The 16863-nt window shown below is 68.1% G+C and carries 16 protein-coding genes and 1 pseudogene; 8 read left to right on the forward strand and 9 right to left on the reverse strand.

The annotated features are described in order from the left end of the window. Nucleotides 1–113: 113 nt before the first annotated feature. From C6N31_RS38915 to C6N31_RS38925, 3 genes are all read right to left on the reverse strand, one after another. Nucleotides 114–578, reverse strand: a complete 465-nt coding sequence (locus C6N31_RS38915; RefSeq protein WP_138357828.1) for a methyltransferase domain-containing protein — start codon at nucleotides 576–578, stop codon at nucleotides 114–116. A 22-nt stretch (nucleotides 579–600) separates the two neighbouring features. Then, on the reverse strand, nucleotides 601–1053 hold the full coding sequence (locus C6N31_RS38920; RefSeq protein WP_138357827.1) for a hypothetical protein: 453 nt from the start codon (nucleotides 1051–1053) through the stop codon (nucleotides 601–603). 503 nt (nucleotides 1054–1556) lie between these two features. Continuing rightward, nucleotides 1557–2696: a PucR family transcriptional regulator gene (locus C6N31_RS38925; protein ID WP_138357826.1), complete on the reverse strand. Its 1140-nt coding sequence runs from the start codon at nucleotides 2694–2696 to the stop codon at nucleotides 1557–1559. Nucleotides 2697–2783: 87 nt separating this feature from the next. On the opposite strand from C6N31_RS38925, the gene C6N31_RS38930 reads away from it, so the two are divergent. From C6N31_RS38930 to C6N31_RS38950, 5 genes and pseudogenes are all read left to right on the forward strand, one after another. Then, complete coding sequence (locus tag C6N31_RS38930; protein WP_138357825.1) at nucleotides 2784–3839, forward strand: ferredoxin reductase; 1056 nt, start codon at nucleotides 2784–2786, stop codon at nucleotides 3837–3839. Nucleotides 3840–3846: 7 nt separating this feature from the next. Next, nucleotides 3847–4965 carry a fatty acid desaturase family protein gene (locus C6N31_RS38935; RefSeq protein ID WP_138357824.1) on the forward strand — a complete coding sequence of 373 codons (1119 nt, stop codon included), beginning with the start codon at nucleotides 3847–3849 and terminating at the stop codon, nucleotides 4963–4965. A gap of 255 nt (nucleotides 4966–5220) precedes the next feature. Continuing rightward, nucleotides 5221–6216 (forward strand): DUF6215 domain-containing protein, encoded by a 996-nt coding sequence (locus C6N31_RS38940; RefSeq protein WP_138357823.1) that lies wholly within the window; start codon nucleotides 5221–5223, stop codon nucleotides 6214–6216. Nucleotides 6217–6332: 116 nt separating this feature from the next. Then, nucleotides 6333–6770, forward strand: a pseudogene (locus C6N31_RS38945) (beta-sandwich domain-containing protein); the annotation flags it as partial. Nucleotides 6771–6993: 223 nt separating this feature from the next. After that, on the forward strand, nucleotides 6994–7659 hold the full coding sequence (locus tag C6N31_RS38950) for a class I SAM-dependent methyltransferase (RefSeq protein ID WP_138357821.1): 666 nt from the start codon (nucleotides 6994–6996) through the stop codon (nucleotides 7657–7659). A 114-nt stretch (nucleotides 7660–7773) separates the two neighbouring features. Here C6N31_RS38950 and C6N31_RS46265 read toward each other — a convergent pair whose 3' ends face one another. Beyond that, nucleotides 7774–8004, reverse strand: coding sequence for a hypothetical protein (locus C6N31_RS46265; protein WP_368860194.1), 231 nt, complete (start codon nucleotides 8002–8004; stop codon nucleotides 7774–7776). On the opposite strand from C6N31_RS46265, the gene C6N31_RS44620 reads away from it, so the two are divergent. After that, nucleotides 7930–8190: a hypothetical protein gene (locus tag C6N31_RS44620; RefSeq protein ID WP_232486190.1), complete on the forward strand. Its 261-nt coding sequence runs from the start codon at nucleotides 7930–7932 to the stop codon at nucleotides 8188–8190. The genes C6N31_RS46265 and C6N31_RS44620 overlap by 75 nt on opposite strands. A 687-nt stretch (nucleotides 8191–8877) precedes the next feature. Here C6N31_RS44620 and adhE read toward each other — a convergent pair. Beyond that, a complete protein-coding gene (gene adhE, locus C6N31_RS38960; protein WP_198359337.1) occupies nucleotides 8878–11559 on the reverse strand; it encodes a bifunctional acetaldehyde-CoA/alcohol dehydrogenase in 2682 nt (893 codons plus the stop codon). 248 nt (nucleotides 11560–11807) lie between these two features. On the opposite strand from adhE, the gene C6N31_RS38965 reads away from it, so the two are divergent. Both C6N31_RS38965 and C6N31_RS38970 read left to right on the forward strand, forming a co-directional pair. After that, a complete protein-coding gene (locus tag C6N31_RS38965) occupies nucleotides 11808–12053 on the forward strand; it encodes a hypothetical protein (RefSeq protein ID WP_198359338.1) in 246 nt (81 codons plus the stop codon). Nucleotides 12054–12384: 331 nt separating this feature from the next. After that, complete coding sequence (locus C6N31_RS38970; RefSeq protein ID WP_198359343.1) at nucleotides 12385–12909, forward strand: DUF2231 domain-containing protein; 525 nt, start codon at nucleotides 12385–12387, stop codon at nucleotides 12907–12909. On the opposite strand, the gene C6N31_RS38975 is transcribed toward C6N31_RS38970, so the two are convergent. From C6N31_RS38975 to C6N31_RS38990, 4 genes are all read right to left on the reverse strand, one after another. Beyond that, complete coding sequence (locus tag C6N31_RS38975) at nucleotides 12910–13140, reverse strand: ATP-binding protein (RefSeq protein WP_198359345.1); 231 nt, start codon at nucleotides 13138–13140, stop codon at nucleotides 12910–12912. It lies immediately after the preceding gene. After that, nucleotides 13137–14371 (reverse strand): IS3 family transposase gene (locus C6N31_RS38980; protein ID WP_427197067.1). Its coding sequence is split into 2 segments (ribosomal slippage): nucleotides 13137–14044 and nucleotides 14044–14371, totalling 1236 coding nucleotides; the frame shifts between segments, so codons are not numbered across the junction. Before C6N31_RS38980 ends, C6N31_RS38975 begins: the two co-directional genes overlap by 4 nt. A 41-nt stretch (nucleotides 14372–14412) precedes the next feature. Beyond that, a complete protein-coding gene (locus tag C6N31_RS38985) occupies nucleotides 14413–16161 on the reverse strand; it encodes a PAS domain S-box protein (RefSeq protein ID WP_198359346.1) in 1749 nt (582 codons plus the stop codon). Between the two features lie 167 nt (nucleotides 16162–16328). Next, on the reverse strand, nucleotides 16329–16850 hold the full coding sequence (locus C6N31_RS38990) for a flavodoxin domain-containing protein (protein WP_198359347.1): 522 nt from the start codon (nucleotides 16848–16850) through the stop codon (nucleotides 16329–16331). Nucleotides 16851–16863 lie beyond the last annotated feature (13 nt).

Consider the following 16863-nt stretch of genomic DNA (forward strand, 5'->3'; position numbering starts at 1 on the left):
TGCAGGATCGGTGCCAGAGGCAGCCGATAACGTGACCTCCCGGGCAGTCCGATGCTGGACCTTCTGCGGGGCATCGCAGGCGCCCCGATCTCAGATGTCGCGGGTTCGAGCTCTCACAGAGTCCACGATTGCGTCGGGTTGTCGAGCCACGCCTGCTGACCTTCCGCGGTGACCGTCAGTCCGAAGCGTTCATGGCCTGGGTGGCCGGCCTGTTGCCACCATTTGACCGCCGCTTCGATGTCGTCCCACAGTCGGCGGTCACCGCCCTGCCAGACGCTCGCCATGTCCTGCCCGTCAACGAACGCCAGGCAAGCCCAGGACGGGTCGCGCAGGCTGTAGAACCAGGTGACACGGGCTCCGTCTTCGCGCGGGCCGGGGATGCGCACGCAGTCCCGCACGCGGAGCCCGATGGCGAAGTCCAGGGCGCTGAACGCCCCACCGTCCCATTCGGTCTCCGTGACCGCCGTGGACGAGGTGTCGCCGCTCTCCAGGCCGGCTGCGGTGTATTGCGTGAAGTCCCTGGTCGGTAGACGCTGTGCCCGGAGCTTCATGAACTCGACCGGCCCGGTGAAGTGCATGCTGGCCTTGGCGTCTCCATGATCAACAGATCCGCCGCTTATTAGACACTCCCGCGTACGCCAGGATCGACGCGGCCTTCTCCTTGGCGGTGATCGAGGAGGGCGGCCGGATCGTGGCCGTGTAGCCCGGCATACAGATCGTGGTCTTGAGGGTGGCCTGAGTGACGGCCGGATTGGTCGCTCCCCGTGTACACACCGGAGCCGGCAGGGGCTCCTTGGCGGCGGTGAACCGGTACTTGCACGTGCCCGGAGCGGGCTGCGCCTGCACGGTGTATTTGGTCTGGGGGCCGGGGCCGACCGGGATCGCACCGGCCTGACGACCGCTGCCCGGCGTCGTCCCGGAACCGTTCGCGGCCGGCTGGGTGGCGCCAGGCGGCGCCGGATGGCTGGAGCCCTTGCCCTTGGCCGCGGTGGGGGCGCTGGAGCAGCCCGTCGCCATCACGAGCAGGGCGACAGTTGCAGGGACAGAGTCCATGGTGCGACGGACGTTCAAGACTTCCCCCTGGAGGTGAACCAGGCGGATATGCGGCGGACTGACAGTCGCGGCAGGGCGGCCTCATGTACTGGTACTCCAGGTGCCGTCCACCCATCGGGGGGAGCCACCACTTGCCGCCGGCGAGCAGATATCCGTGGCCGACGGCCATCACCGGTACGGACTTGGCTGCTGGCCTGATCAGGCCACGCCGCGGATGGGTGCGGATTCTCTGAACTGACGATCAGGATCGAGCAGTGAGTCGGTAGTTGTGCTGGTCAGGGCTCGGGGAGGGACGTTGATGTTCGCGGGCCGCATGGAGACCCCGCACGCGCGATTGCGTCACCGGTGCGAGCAGCCATCGAACGCGTCTGGTCCTCATCAACCCCAGTCTCAGCCGGCTCATACGGCTCTTCCCCGGGCCGCATGAGCCGGCTGATCACACCGAGGGCGGGCACGATTCCCGGACCGTTCGAGGACGCGGTCGTGGACGCTCGAAGAGCCCGTCAGCCGGCCCGAAGACCGACCGCCAGCGTCAGTTCGAGGACCCGGTGCGGGGACCCGAGATCCGGAAACAGCTCCCGCAGCTGTGACATCCGGTACCGGACGGTCTGGGGATGGACGAACAGCGCCGCCGCCGCCTCGTCCCGCCTGCCCTGGTGCAGCAGCCACGCCCGCAACGTCTCCTCAAGGCGCCGCGCGGTCGCGGCAGGCAAGGTCAGCAACGGTGCGAGGGCTCGGGCACGCAGGTCTGCGAACGCTTCCGCGTCGGCGCTCAGTACCAGCTCGGGCAGGTGGTCCTCGGTGTCGCGGATGTCGGAGGAGAGGGAGCGCGCGCGTACGGCTCGTGCGTACGAGGCGGACGCACGCGTCCATGGCCGGGCCGGGCCGACCACGGCGGTGCGGTCGGGCAGCTGCCTCAGGAGATGTGCCCGGTTGGCATCGGGGACGAGCAGTACGCCGGAGGCGTCCGGCAGATCGTCGAGGACGAGGGTGTTCGGGTCGAGCGCGCGGTGGGCGGGCCGGGCCTGGGCGGCGGGCAGCAGGACTGCGGTCAGCGAAACCGGCGGCTGCCACCCGGCCCGTTGAGCAGCGGCAAGGAGCACGTCCGGGCTCGCGCCGGCGAGGAGGTCGCGGGCCAGTTGTTCCAGGTGGCGCTCGTGGGCCCGGCCCCGGGCGGCCAGTTCGTCGGCGTGGCCCGCGGCGCTCGCGGCGGAGAGCTCGTCGATGTAGGCGAAGGTCAGCTCGGCGAACTTGGCGACCTCGGCGGCGGGCAGACCTGCGGGTACGGCACCTGCGGCCAGTCCTCGCCAGGCCACGCGGGCGCCGACCCGGTAGGCGCTGAGCAGGGCGTCCATCGAACGGCCGTCGCGGACCTCGCCGCGGCCCAGCTCGTAGGCTGCGTCGCTGGCGTCGCCGCCCGTGGTGTTGCCGCTCGCGAGGTCCAGGTAGTGGCCCAGGGCGGTGCGGACGGCTCGGCGGATGGTGGAGCCCATGCGGCCCGCAAGGGCGTTGGCGTAGGGAGGGACCTCGTCGATGATCGCCTGGACTACCTCGTCGGCGGTGGTCCTCAGCGCGGCCCGAAGCGCGGTGACCGTCGTCTCGTCCAGGACCAGTTCGCTGGCCTTCCGGATTGCATGGCTCACGTTTTTGTTCCCTACGAACAATTCAGCCGACCAGATTCACATCCTACGGACAGGACTTTACCCCCAGGGGCGCATCAAGCTGGGGTCATGACGAGTGCAGCCCTGCGCAGTAGGGCGTGGAAACTGCTGGAGATGCTCACGACGCCGCTGCTGCCGTCGGACTACCTCGACCTGGTCAGCCCGCTGCGTGCGGGTGCCGACCTGCGGGGGCGCATCGAGGCCGTGCACCCCGAGACGGGTGACGCCGCGACCGTCGTGATCAGGCCGGGACGGGGCTGGCGCGGTCACACAGCCGGTCAGTACGTGCGGATCGGGGTCGACGTCGACGGGGTGCGCCTGTGGCGTGCCTACTCGGTCACCTCGCCGACGGACCGCCGGGACGGCCGGATCACGATCACCGTGAAGGCGATCCCGGACGGCAAGGTCAGCAATCACCTGGTCCGCAGGGCGAAACCGGGCACGCTGATCCAGCTCGACCAGGCGACCGGTGACTTCGTGCTGCCGGAGGCCAAGCCCGCCAAGGTGCTCTACCTGACGGCCGGCAGCGGCATCACGCCGGTGATGGGCATGCTGCGCGACTCCGAGTTCGACGACGTCGTCATGGTCCACTCCGCACCACAGCCGCACGACGTGATCTTCCGCAACGACCTGCACGACCTGGTCGCGGACAAGAAGCTGCGGCTCACCGAGCTGCACACCGACACGGACGGCATGCTCGACATCGCCCGTCTCGACGAACTCGTGCCCGACTGGGCCGAGCGCGAGACCTGGGCTTGCGGGCCCGCGGGCCTGCTCGACGCCGCCGAGGAGCACTGGACCGGGCACGGCGTCCCAGAGCGCCTGCACACCGAACGCTTCCGCCCCAGCATCGTCGTCGCCGGCGACGGTGGCGAGGTCACGTTCGGCATCACCGGCAAGACCGTCGACGCGGACGGCGCCACGCCGTTGCTGGACGTCGGCGAGGAGGCCGGCGTGCTCATGCCGTCCGGGTGCCGCATGGGCATCTGCTTCGGCTGCGTCACGCCGCTCACGGCGGGCGCCGTCCGCGACCTGCGCACCGGCGAGATCACCGAGGCCGAGCCGGGCGTCCTCATCCAAACCTGCGTGTCCGCCGCGGCGGGCCCCTGCGACATCGAACGCTAGGAGCACCTTGACCGCCATCGACCCCACCGCCCACCTGACCGCGGAGCAGATCGAGGAGCTCGGTCGCGAGCTGGATGCGATCCGCGACGAGGTGATCGCCGGCCGCGGCGAGAAGGACGCCGCCTACATCCGCAAGGTCATCTCGGCACAGCGCAAACTCGAACTGGTCAGCAGGGGCGTCCTGCTGTTCTCGATCTTCCCGCCCGCGTGGCTGATCGGCACCGCCGGCCTGTCCGTGGCGAAGATCATGGACAACATGGAGATCGGCCACAACATCCTGCACGGCCAGTGGGACTGGATGCGGGACCCGAAGATCCACTCCACCACCTGGGACTGGGATCACGTCTCGCCGGCTGAGCAGTGGAAGCACTCGCACAACGAGCTGCACCACACGTACACCAACGTGATTGGCAAGGACAACGACCTCGGCTACGGCATCATGCGCGTCGACGAGGACCAGAAGTGGCACCCGCTCCACCTCGGCCAGCCGCTGTGGAACTTCCTCAACGCCTGCTTCTTCGAGTACGGCATCGCGGCGTACGACCTGGAACTCGGCAAGAACCTGCACAAGCGCCGCCGCAACACCCCTGAGTTCCGCGCGCGGGCCAGGGCCGTGGGCCGCAAGATCCGCAAGCAGGTGCTCAAGGACTACGTGATCCACCCGCTGCTGTCGGGCCCGTCGTTCCTCACCACGCTGGCAGCCACGTTCACCGCGAACCTGGTCCGCAACATCTGGACCCACTCGGTGATCATGTGCGGCCACTTCCCCGAGGGTGTGCAGGTCTTCGAGCGCCGGTCGATCAAGGGCGAAACGCGCGGCCAGTGGTACCTGCGCCAGATGATGGGCTCGGCGAACATCAGCGGCAGCAAGGCCATGCACTTCATGTCCGGCAACCTGTCGCACCAGATCGAGCACCACCTGTTCCCGGACCTGCCGAGCAACCGGTACGCCGAGGTCGCGGTGAAGGTGCGCGCGTTGTTCGAGAAGTACGAGCTGAAGTACGTCACCGGGCCGCTGCCCAAGCAGGTGTTCTCCGCGTGGCACAAGGTCTTCCGGCTCTCACTGCCGAACAAGAAGCCCAAGGTCAAGACGCTGGACCGCGAACAGGAGCTCGTCGCGGCCTGATCCCCGGTAAGGGTTCGAATCCTTCGGACGTACCGGCGGCACCGCCGGTCTCGGTGAGATCCATGGGAAGGGCCCGGTTCGCCACACCCCTGCTGGTGTACGGGCCCGGCCAAGGGCAGACTGCGGACTCGGCTGGGTATCAAGGACTGGGATGACGAGAGGCTGAGCGACGGCCTCCATGGCAAGGCCCTGTACGTTCCTGGAACTGTGACCTCCATCACGGCGGACGTGATCTTGTCATGGTGAGATCACCGGATGCTCGGTTTCCTCATTCGTCTCCGGCCGTTCTGGGTCCGCGAGCCGCTACTCATCGCAATTGGGTCTGCTCTCGGCATACGCATCATGTATCTCGCCGTCACCGATCACGACCGGGTTGCGGCTGGTCTCGGCGTGGTGTTCCTCGTGTTCACCGCGATACGCGTCTGGGTGGTGCTCCGTGCCCTGCGCCTACGCCGGAATCCGGGTCCGGCGGCCCCCGTGGAGGAGGCGGCGGTCGAAGGCAGCGCCCAAGCCCAGGGTGGAGCCGGGCCGCGTCCCGGCCCGGACGTTCCGCAGAAGGGGCCCAACGAGTGGGGCCAGGCCATCGCGGCCGTGGCCGTGATCGGGGCACTCGCGGCGGCGCTGTGGGTTGGTCCACGCGTACTGCCGTCCGATGGGGGCACGCAGTCGCAGGCCGCCTCGTGTCCGGACGGAGAGCACAAAGAGCTGCCGACGGCATACCAGGCCACGCCCCGGCCGATGACCGGTGACGAGCTGTGCAAGGCGCTCAACCGGCCCGACCTGGCCCAGCTGCTCGGCACACCTGGAGAGATCGTGACCACGGCCTCCGGTAGCAACAACATCTCGCCCAACAAGAAGGTCGCCCAGCCGGAGGCCGAAGTCAGGTTCGGCACCTACACCGTGAATGTCTCGGCCGCCTACAACGAGCTGTCAACCGCCCAGTACGTGAAGCTGATGCAGTTCGGCGACGAGCAGGACATCAAGACGCTCACGGTTCTTGGCCGGCCCGCGGTCTTGTACTCGGATCACACCATGCAGCTCGAGATCAGTCTCGGCGGTGGCAGGTCCAGCGGACCGGTCACACAAGGCCCCCCGTCCAGGAATCTGGCCGTGGCCCTCGACCGGACAGACCGAGGCGGCTACTGCGAAGTCACCGTGTGGAGCAAGTCCGGCGCTCTCCCCGACGACCGCGCTCTCCTTGGCATCGCTGAGAAGGTTCTTCCGACGATCCCCGGATGGACTGTCCAGTGAAACGCCGAAGGTCTTCTTGGCGTGCAGGTCCCCTCGTCGCAAGATTGTGACCTACTGGGCCACCTTCGCGGACGCCAGGCAACAGCTACTCCGCCGACGCTCTCAATGCTGCGGGAGCCGCCCCCGGCGCCCGGATCACGGTGGACGGACTGGAGTTCACCATGCCGCGGTACGGTCCCGGCGAGCGCGACAACGCGGTGGGCGGGGGCGGCGTGATCGCCCTGAGCGGGCACGCCCGCGAACTCGGCTTCCTCGGTGCCTCGGTAGGCGGGGTCACCGGCACGGTAACCATCCGGTACACCGACGGAAGCTCGGCCACCGCGAACCTCTTCCTGCCCAACTGGCTCTCGGACCAACCTACCGCGAACGGCGCCCGGATCGCCGTCACCACCGACCACCGGGTCACCCCGGCCGGACCCGCCAATTTCGGCCTGCCGTACCGCCTCTACGTCAACACCGTTCCCACCGACCCGACCAGGGAACTGCGCTCAGTCACCCTGCCCACCAACTCCGCCCTCCACATCGTTGACCTGGCGACCCGCCCCGTCACATAGCACCCGCACATGTCACACCGACCGGGCGTGCGGGCCCGGCTCCCCAAGCCGGGCCCGCACGCCCAACACACCGGCATTCATCAAGTGATTCACCGGCGTGGCCGTGATGTGCCGCATGTAGCGCTGCGCGGTCGATCGTTCCCCAACACGGGTTGTGCGCCGAACCTGACAAGGGTTGTCCGATCTCCGGCTGTCAGCACCCTCCTCGCCTAGGGTCGTCCGTGTGACTGAACCCTCCTACCTTGCCGCGGTCCGGGAGCCGTACGACACCGTCGCCGCCGACTACGCGGAGATCGTCAAGAATCCTGCGGAGCTTGATCCGTTGTCCCGCGCCATGCTGACCGCTTTCGCTGACGTCGCGCGGGCGGCCGCCGCCCTCGGGCCGGTCGCCGACCTCGGGTGCGGCCCGGGCAAGGTCACCGCATATCTGGCGGAGCTGGGGGTGTCCACCTTCGGTATCGACCTGTCCCCGAAGATGATCGAGCTCGCCCGACGGGCCTGTCCGGGGCTGCGGTTCGCGGTGGGGTCGATGACCGCGCTGCCCGTCCGGGACGACGAGCTCGGCGGCATCCTGGCCCACTACTCCACCCATCACACGCCACCGGAGTGGTTGCCCGTCGTGTTCGCCGAGTTCCGGCGCACGCTCGCGCCGGGCGGCCGTCTGATGATGGCCGGCTATGTGGGAGACGACGAGGAGGAGCTACGGCCGACGCAAGCGTTCGGCGGCCATCCGGTGTCCTACGCCTCCCACTTGCTGCCGGTGGACCGGATCGCCCGGCTGTTGGGTCGGGCCGGACTCATCGTCACCGCACGCCTGATGCAGGAGCCCGACGAAGGGGCCAAGCGAACGATCGCCACTTTTCTGGCCAGAAGACCCGAACGGCCATGAGCGCCAACGCATCAGCACCCGGTCTCCGACCTGTGGACGCCGCTCACCACGGGGGATCACTCGCAGGAGGTGCCCCGTGTCAGGTGCCGTTGGGGCGGGCCTCGTAGGCGGTGATCATGTCCTGAGCGGCGGCCGGGCCGGGCGCGATACCGACTCAGGCACCGGCGTCGGTCTGCGATCCGGCAGCCCGGTCCCCCGGCAGCCCGCGGAGTGCTGGCGCGCGGTTGAGCACGCCGATCCGCCCCGGTCCGTGCACAGGGTCCATGCGGCGTGGTTCACGGCGGCGCTGAAAACCTCATCGCGGCGGGCCCACCCGTAAATCCGGACTGCTGTGACGCCAACGATTTCTGCTGCGTCTTTGACCGGGTTACCGGCCTCGACAAGATCAAGGACCTTCTGACGCAACACGTCGGGGAACATCTGGGCGGCCTCGCCTCGTCGGCGCTCGCGGGATGCCGTGTTGTGCGCTTCCAGGCAGTCGTCACAGCGGCATCCGAATCGCCACAACTGGAAGGGGCGTACGCGTCGTGATCCAGCCCCGGAAAGTCCTCGGCGCGTCCCGGCGCCGCCAGAAGGGCCGCGCCTGTCCATGCCCAACGTGTGCGCGCTCCGACAGTTTGCTGTTCGCCACCCGGAAGACAGCCGGCGTTCTTGAGCGTGTAGACGCTGCTGAGGACGACGCCGAGCAGGTTGGCGACATCAGCAGCCGAGTAGACACGCCGCGGCTCGATGCGGTCGGCGACGTGTAGGACGGGATGATCCATGGTGGGTGACCGTCCGGGAGGTCGCGTCATGCCCGCGTGCGCGGCAGGTGACCGGTATGCGCAACTGGCGGGACAAGTTCCCCGGCGTCGAGGTGATCGGAAAAGCTGTGACGGGACGGCCCGCGGAGCGGCTTCTGGAAGCAGCAGGCGACACCTCTCTGCTGATTGTCGGCCGGAGCATCAGTCACCTGCCTACCGGCAGGTACATCGGCCCACCACCGTCGCCCTGCTCCACCATTCCTCTGCGCCGGTCGCCGTCGTTCCGTACACGTGAGCATCCGGACAAGTGAGCTGCCGGCGCCGGCACTCGGTTCGCCGCCCCATGATGTCCGCCGAGCACTCCCGCACGACGGCCTGACCCGGGCCCTGAAGTGAGGGCCAGGGTCAGGCATGGGACGGCGTCCTTGTCCCGCCCGTGCTGAACGGCTGCCACCGGGTCACCCTCGTGCCCGCCTCAGGCGGGAGAGCCGTAGTACGCCTGGCGCATGAGTTGCCGCATGTCGGCGAGCATCGGCATGCGGGGGTTGGCGGGGGCGCACTGGTCCTCGTAGGCGTTCATCGCCTGTTGGGGCAAGGCTTCGAGGAACGTTTTCTCGTCCACGCCCGCGGCCTTGAAGGACGGCGGGATGCCGACGGCGTCGCGCAGTCGCTCGACGGCGACGGCGAGGGACTCGACACCCTGTTCCGGTGTGGACGCCGGCAGGCCGAGGGCCTGGGCGATGGCCTGGTAGCGCTCGGGGGCGATGTAGTTGCGGTACTTGGGCCACGAGGTGACCTTCGCCGGTGTGCTTCCGTTGTAGCGGATGGCATGCGGCAGCAGCAGTGCGTTGGTGCGTCCGTGCGCGACGCCGAAGGTCCCGCCCAGGGTGTGGGCCATCGCGTGGACGACACCGAGGAAGGCCGAACCGAACGCCATGCCGGCGATGGTGCCCGCGTTGTGCATCTTCTCCCGGGCGATCAGGTCGTGCGTGCCGTCGGCGACGGCGCGCTCCAGGTGGTCGAAGATCAGCCGGATCCCCTGGAGGGCCAGCCCATCGGTGAAGTCGTTGGCATAGACCGAGACGTAGGCCTCGATGCAGTGCGTCAGGGCGTCGAATCCGGTGTCGGCTGTGACGGCCTTCGGCAGGTGGGTGGTGAGCGCCGGGTCGCAGATGGCGATGCTCGGGGTGAGGGCGTAGTCCGCCAGCGGGTACTTCTGACCGGTGGCGGTGTCGGTGATCACCGCGAAGGGCGTCACCTCGCTGCCGGTCCCGGACGTCGTCGGGATGCACACCAGCTGGGCCTTCGCGCCGAGGTCGGGGAAGGTGAACGCGCGCTTGCGGATGTCGAAGAACTTCTCCTTCAGGTCCGCGAAGTCGATGTCCGGGTGCTCGTACATCAGCCACATCACCTTGGCCGCATCCATCGGCGATCCGCCGCCCAGCGCGATGATGGTGTCCGGCTGGAAGCCGTGCATCAGCTCGGCCCCCTTGGTGACGGTGTCGATGCTGGGGTTGGGTTCGACGTAGTCGATGACGCGGATCTCGCAGGGCGTCGTGCGCCGGTCGAGGATGCCGCGGATCCGCTGGAGATGGCCGATGTCCACCATGGTCCGGTCGGTGACGATGACGACCTTGCGGGCACCGCGCATGTCGGCCAGATAGGTGATGGAGTTGCGCTCGAAGAAGATCTTCGAGGGGACCTTGAACCACTGCAGGTTCGAGTTGCGCCGCCCGATCCGCTTGATGTTCAGCAGGTTGAAGGCGGTGACGTTCCCGGAGACGGAGTTGTGGCCGTAGCTCCCGCAGCCCAGGGTGAGCGAGGGCAGGAAGGCGTTGTAGACGTCGCCGATGCCGCCCTGCGAGCTGGGGGCGTTCCAGATCACCCGGCAGGCCTTCACCGCGTGCCCGAACTCCTCGGCGAACGCGGCGTCCTCGGTGTGGACGGCGGCGCTGTGCCCGAGACCGTGGAACTCCACCATCTCCGCCGCCAGCCGTATCCCCTCGGAACGGTCGGCCGCACGCAGCACGGCCAGCACCGGACAGAGCTTCTCGCGCGTCAGTGGCTCCCCTTCGCCGACGAAGGAGACCGGTGCCAGGATGATGGAGGTGTCCTGCGGGACGGTGAAGCCGGCCGCCTGTGCGATCTCGGCCGCGGAACGGCCGACCACGGCGGCGTTCAACACCGCACCTGCGCAGTCGCGATCATGAGCGGTACCGACTCCGAAGACGTACTGCTCCAGTGCCGCCTTCTCCTGCGGGTTCACGACGTACGCCTTGAGGGTCCGGAACTCCTCCAGTGCCGCCTCGTACACCTCGTCGTCGAGGATCACGGCCTGTTCGGACGCGCAGATCATGCCGTTGTCGAACGATTTGGACAGCACGATGTCGTTCACCGCGCGCTTGAGGTCCGCGCTCTTCTCGATGTACGCGGGGACGTTGCCCGCCCCGACGCCCAGCGCCGGCTTGCCGCACGAATAGGCGGCCTTCACCATCGCGTTGCCACCGGTCGCCAGGATCGTCGCGACGCCGGGATGATGCATCAGCGCTGCCGTCGCCCGCATCGAGGGCTCCTCGATCCACTGCACGCAGTTCGCAGGCGCTCCGGCCTTGACGGCTGCGTCGCGCACGATGCGGGCCGCAGCCGCGGAGCAGCGCTGAGCGGCGGGGTGGAAGGCGAACACGATCGGGTTGCGGGTTTTGAGAGCCATGAGAGCTTTGAAGATGGTCGTCGAGGTCGGGTTGGTCACCGGTGTGACCCCGGCGACGACACCGATGGGTTCGGCGATTTCGACGATGCCGGTGATCTCGTCGCGGCTCACCACCCCGACAGTCTTCATCCCCGCCATCGAGTGGGTGACGTTCTCACAGGCGAAGACGTTCTTGACGGCTTTGTCCTCGAAGACGCCCCGGCCGGTCTCCTCGACCGCCAGCGCGGCCAGACCGGTGTGCTCGGCGAGGGCCGCCAGGGACGCCTTCCTGACAATGAGGTCGATCTGCTCCTGGGTGAAGTCCGCGTACTCCTCCAACGCCTGGAGGGCCCCGTCGACGAGGCTGTTCACAGCCCGATCGGTCTCGGGGCTGCCGTTTGTCGACGACTTCGCGTCGTGGTGGGCAGCCGCGAGGTGGGCGCCGGCGATCGGCTTCGACCTGGTCATGGAACCGCTCCTCGGAGCAAAGATGGTGACGGGTCGCGAAGGAAGCGGCCCCTGGTTTCACTGGCGTTCTCAGCCTGCGCCGACGAGCCTCGCCGCACAGGTGGCCATTCGGCCCTCGTCACAGGGTTGAAGGTCACCACCTTGGACCGGGGGAGGAACGAACCCTCTCGGTCCAGGAGGGGGCCGTCCGGCCCGTTGGCGGGCGCCTTTCAGCGGAGCGAAGGTGAGGTGACGGGAAAATCGTGGCCGTGACTGACGAGGTCGCCATGTGGCTGCTCGGCGGAATCGCGCTCGTGGCGTGGGGAGTCCTGAAGATCGTTGGTGTGCACAGTCCGCTGGTGCCGTGGCCGTCGGTCGGTCTGGGAGTGCTCGTCATCGCGGCGGCGGGCAGCCCCTTCGTGCCGCACCGTCGTCCTGGTGAGAGCAGCAGGGTCATCGAGGAACGGCACTACATCGGGCCGCGGGATTCCCGTGACCATGAGCAGCGCTGTTGAGATCCGGTCGCCGGGACGGCATCCGAGGCGGCACGTTGTCGGGGATGCCGACGCGACGGGGGGCGGGGACATGACGGGTCCCTGAACCTCTGAGTTCTCTCTGAATCTCTCACGCCGCCCTTCCTCGCTTCTGCTCCCGGCGTGCCGGCTGTCGAAGGACGACCCGGGCAAGCGTGCCCGCTGAGCTGCGCCGACACGGATGCGCCAGGGTTCACCCCAGGGGAGGGGGCGGGACGGCGGGCCTTCGGAGCGTGAACGATGTGCTCTGAGTGTCTACATGCGTGTAGTAGCTTCGGCGCCCTCGACCGATCCTTCTGGAAGGTGCTTGTTCATGGGGCCGACTGTCATCAATGGGCTGCCCGCTCATGTTCTTCTGGTCCACGTGGTGGTGGTGCTGGTGCCGCTCACGGCTCTCGCCCTGGTGGTCTGTGCCGTATGGCCTGCCTGGATCAGCAGGCTCGGCCTCGTTCTTCCCGTGCTGGCGCTGGTGTCCCTGGTCAGCGTGCCGCTGACCACGCACGCGGGTGAGTGGTTGGAGCACCGCGTGAATCGCACTGCTCTCGTACGCCGGCATGCCGAGCTGGGCGACGGGCTGCTGCCCTGGGCCGTCGGGCTCTTTCTTCTCGCCGTGGCGTTCTGGTGGTTCGGACGCAAGGGGATCGGCCGAGCGGCCCCTGATGCCGATATGCCCCGGGGCGTTGTATCGGTGAGCCTGCCGGTGCGGGTGACGGCGGTGGCGCTGACCCTCATCGTCGGGGCAGGGGCAGTGGTGCAGGTCTACCGGATCGGGGATTCCGGGGCCAAGGCCGCATGGGGAGACGGATATTCGGCCGCGAGCGGCCATGTCGCCGGCTGACTAACCCAGGGGTTCGGGCTGTTTCAGGGGCACCATGAACCAGACGGTCTTGCCGTCGTCCGTGGGGCGGGTGCCCCAGTCGGTGGCCAGGGCGTCGACGAGGAGAAGTCCCCGGCCCGACTCGTCGCCCGATTCTGCGTGCCGGAGCTGGGGGATGTGGGTGCCGCTGTCGGTGACTTCGACGGTCATCGGGCCTTCCCCCGTGATGGTGGGCACGCGGTTATTGATCACGCGGCGAGCGTGAGTTTAGCGTTGTGGTGTCGGTGTTCGTAGGCGTCGGGGCTGAGGTGGCCGTTGGTGGAGTGTCGGCGGCGGGTGTTGTAGCGAGTCAGCCAGGCGAAGACGGTGCGGCGGCAGGTGGTGGCGTCGCCGTAGTCGTGGGCGCTTTGGAGGGTCTCGCGTTTCAGTGAGGCGTGGAAGCTTTCGCAGGCTGCGTTGTCGGCGCTGGTGCCGACCGCGCCCATCGACCGGGTGACCCCGAGGTGGTCGCAGAGGCCGGCGTAGGCCCTGGATCCGTACTGGGCTCCGTGATCGGAGTGAAAGACCGTGCCGTCCAATGAGCCGCGGGTGCGGGCGGCCATCCGGAGCGCGTCGGAGACCAGGTCCGTGCGCATGTGGTCGGCGATGGACCAGCCGACGATCTTGCGGCTGAAGCAGTCCAGCACGGTCGCGAGATAGAGGAATTTCCCGCCCGCAAGCGGGAGATACGTGATGTCGCCCATGAGCTTGCACCCGGGCTCGGTGGCGGTGAAGTCCCGGCCGAACAGGTCGGGGACGGTCCCGGCTGCCGGGTCGGGGACAGTGGTGCGGACGCGTCTGCGCAGGCGGATCCCGGTGATGTCGAACGCCCGCATGACCCTGGCGATCCGCTTCTCGTTGACCGCATGTCCCCTCTCGCGGAGCTCGGCGGTCACCCGCGGGGAGCCGTAGGCGCCGCCGGACTCGCCGTGGACCTCACGGATCTTCTCGGCCAGGACCAGGTCCTCGCGCTGCCGCGCGGCACGGGCTTCGGCGCCGGCGAGCCACTTGTAGTAACTGGACCGGTTGACGTCCAGGACCTGGCACAGCCGCTTCACCTCGTAGGTGGCCCGGAGGTCGTCGACGAACTGGAAGCGGCTGATCACCAGTTCGTCTCTCCGGCGAAATACTTGGCCGCCTTGCGGAGGATGTCCCGCTCGGTCGCGAGCTTGCGCTCACTCGCCTCGAGTTCCGCCACCCTCGCCTCCAGGCGCCGGACCCGCTCGTCCGGATCAGCGGACGCGACCGCTGCCGGCCGGGAGGGAGGCCGCGCAGCCGCGGCGGTGACGCCACGGCGTTCGCGGTCCCGCAGCACCCACGCACGCAGGGTCGCCCGGTTGATGCCCAGGTCAGCGGCGATGCTCTTGTACGTCGCCCCGGGTGTGGACTCGTACAGGGCCACAGCATCGGCCTTGAATTCGTCCGAATAGTCCTTCAGCGCCATCGGCGGTCTTCTCGCTTCCTCCGGATCAAGCAGATCCAGTATCAGCGTGTCCACCACACAGGGGGAGGCCCCATCTCCCGTGCGGTGTGGTGCAGTCGCAGGTCCAGAGTTCCTCGGGGGTGGCTGTGGCTGATCGCATTGGTGAGGACCTCGGATGCCAGCAAGCAGGCTGACTCCGTCGCTTCCTCGCAACCCCAACTGCGCAGTGTGGTCATCACGAAGCGGCGTCCGGCGGAGACGGAGGCGGGGTCGGCGGGTACCTTCATCGAGGCCGCGGCGACCGGCGCCGCCGGGATCCGGGCCAGGAGCAGCGTCACGTCGTCCGCATGCCCGTCCGCGTCCGGGCGGAGCGCCGCCAGCACCCTGTCCGAAACCTCTTCCAGGCACACCCCGGACAGGAACGCGCTCTGGAGCTCCACCGCGAGGAGTTTGAGTTGGACGTCGATGTCGGAGCGAGGCGTCTCCACGAGTCCATCGGTGTAGAGCACCAGAGTGGAGCCGGCCATGACCGGAATGCAGGCCTGCTGGTAAGGGATGCCGCCGACGCCGAGCGGCACGCAGACCGGTGCGGGAAGGTGCTCGACCGAGGTGTCGGGCTGCACGAGCAGGACGGGCAGATGTCCGGCCGAACAGATCGTCACCTCGCCGGCGTCCGGATCCACGACCAGATAGCAGCAGGTGACGAGCTGATCGGGCAGGTCGGCGACGAACGCGTCGAGGGCTTTCATCAATTGCCGCGGCGTGATGCCGGTCTTGGCCAGTGCCCGAGCGGCCGAGCGCAGTTGGCCCATGACGGCGGCGGCGTCCAGGCCGCGTCCCATGACATCACCGATGAGCACGCCGACCTGGCCGCCGCCGAGCGGAATGATGTCGAACCAGTCGCCGCCGACTCCCGCACCTTGCGTCGCCGGGAAATAGCGGCTGGCCACCTGCATTTCGGGAAGCGCGGGGGGAGAGCCCATCAGACTGTGCTGCAGAGTCAACGCGATGTGGCGCTGCTGCCGGTAGAGCTCGGTGAGTTCTTCCTCGGCCCGTTTGCGGTCGGCGATATCCCGCACGATCGAGCAGGAGCCGACGATCGCTCCGTCGCGTCCCTTGATCGGCCAGAGGGTGATGTCGACGTCGAGCAGGCGTCCGGACTGGGTGACCCGGAACATCTCGAAGTGTTCGACGCGCTCTCCCCGGCCCAGCCTTTCCAGGAGGCTCGCGATCTCGTCCTTGCAGTCGGCAGGGGCGAGCATCGCAATGGAGTTCCCGATCGCGTCCTCCGCCGCGTACCCGTAGAGGCGATGGGCGGCGGCGTTCCAGTAGGTGATGATGCCGTCGAGGGTCTTGGCGAGGATCGCGTCCTGCGATGACTCGACGAGCACGGCGAGTTCGTTGATGCGCTCCTCGGCGGACTTGCGTTCGCTGACATCCCGCACTGCTGCCGATACGAGCAGTCCGTCCGACGTCTGGAGCGGGCTGAGACTGATCTCCACGGGGAATTCACGGCCGTCCTTGCGCCGTCCGTAGAGTTCGAGCCCTGCGCCCATGGGGCGTACCTGCTGGTTCGCGGCATATCCGTGGCGGTGCCTGGGGTGATTCCCGTGGAATCTCTCGGGGACCAGGATCTCGACCGGGTGCCCGAGGAGCTCCCGCCGGGAGTAGCCGAACATCGACTCGGTCTGGGCATTGACGAGTCGGATGGTTCCGGCGTCATCAATGATGACCATGGCGTCGGGTGCGGATTCCAGCAAGTCCCGGAACATCACTTCCGCCGGACTCCCGCCATGGACAGACGTCGGCATCGCAGTCCCTCCTGTTGCCCGAACCAGTTGGTACGGGATTTGTCGGACGATAGCCGTCTTCCTCCAGGGCCATCGGAAGGGACTGAATCTGGCCTTGATCGGTCAGAATTGTTCATTTGCCTGGGGACTATGCCGCGATATGTCGTCGGACGGGTATGCCCATCAGATCAGTGGTGGTTGCTGACAACGGTCAGTTCGGCTGCGATGCTCCGGCCCCAGGCGCAGACCTGTTCGCGGTCGCGGAAGTCGCCTCCCTTGCCCTGCTTCCGGAGCCCGCGGGCGATGAATCCACGGGCCCCATCGGTGAGCCGGCCGCCGAAGGTGACGTGGCCGTGGGCATCCAGCTTGGCGGCGATGCGGGCGACGGCGGGCACGGCCGGGATGGCGCGCTCAGTGGCGGAGCCGTCGAGCGGTCCGCTGCTGAAGAGCCAGACGTCCTGTTCTGTCAGTGCCTGGCGGTGGCGGCGGACGAAGCGGACGGCCTCTCCCGGCCACCGGCCCGCGTACAGGCCGGCTCCGAGGACCACGGCGTCGTACGCCGCGACGCTGGAGATATCGCTGATGGGAGCGACCTCGGCATCGATGTGCTGTTCGCGCAGTTCCTCGCCGATCCACCGGGCGATCTCGGCGGTCGACCCGTTCTTGCTGCTGTAGGCGACGAGCGTGCGCCGGGGCTTCGTTGCGGTCATCGGAGGTTCCTCC

The sequence above is a fragment of the Streptomyces fildesensis genome, assembly GCF_016107395.1.
Taxonomy (GTDB): Bacteria; Actinomycetota; Actinomycetes; order Streptomycetales; family Streptomycetaceae; genus Actinacidiphila; species Actinacidiphila fildesensis.

What these genes read in the sequence shown, in the direction of transcription:
- C6N31_RS38915 (WP_138357828.1), bottom strand. Translation starts at nt 578, where the DNA reads ATGCACTTCACCGGGCCGGTCGAGTTCATGAAGCTCCGGGCACAGCGT.
- C6N31_RS38990 (WP_198359347.1), bottom strand. Translation starts at nt 16,850, where the DNA reads ATGACCGCAACGAAGCCCCGGCGCACGCTCGTCGCCTACAGCAGCAAG.
- C6N31_RS38940 (WP_138357823.1), top strand. Translation starts at nt 5,221, where the DNA reads ATGCTCGGTTTCCTCATTCGTCTCCGGCCGTTCTGGGTCCGCGAGCCG.
- C6N31_RS38970 (WP_198359343.1), top strand. Translation starts at nt 12,385, where the DNA reads ATGGGGCCGACTGTCATCAATGGGCTGCCCGCTCATGTTCTTCTGGTC.
- C6N31_RS38985 (WP_198359346.1), bottom strand. Translation starts at nt 16,161, where the DNA reads ATGCCGACGTCTGTCCATGGCGGGAGTCCGGCGGAAGTGATGTTCCGG.
- C6N31_RS38920 (WP_138357827.1), bottom strand. Translation starts at nt 1,053, where the DNA reads ATGGACTCTGTCCCTGCAACTGTCGCCCTGCTCGTGATGGCGACGGGC.
- C6N31_RS38930 (WP_138357825.1), top strand. Translation starts at nt 2,784, where the DNA reads ATGACGAGTGCAGCCCTGCGCAGTAGGGCGTGGAAACTGCTGGAGATG.
- adhE (WP_198359337.1), bottom strand. Translation starts at nt 11,559, where the DNA reads ATGACCAGGTCGAAGCCGATCGCCGGCGCCCACCTCGCGGCTGCCCAC.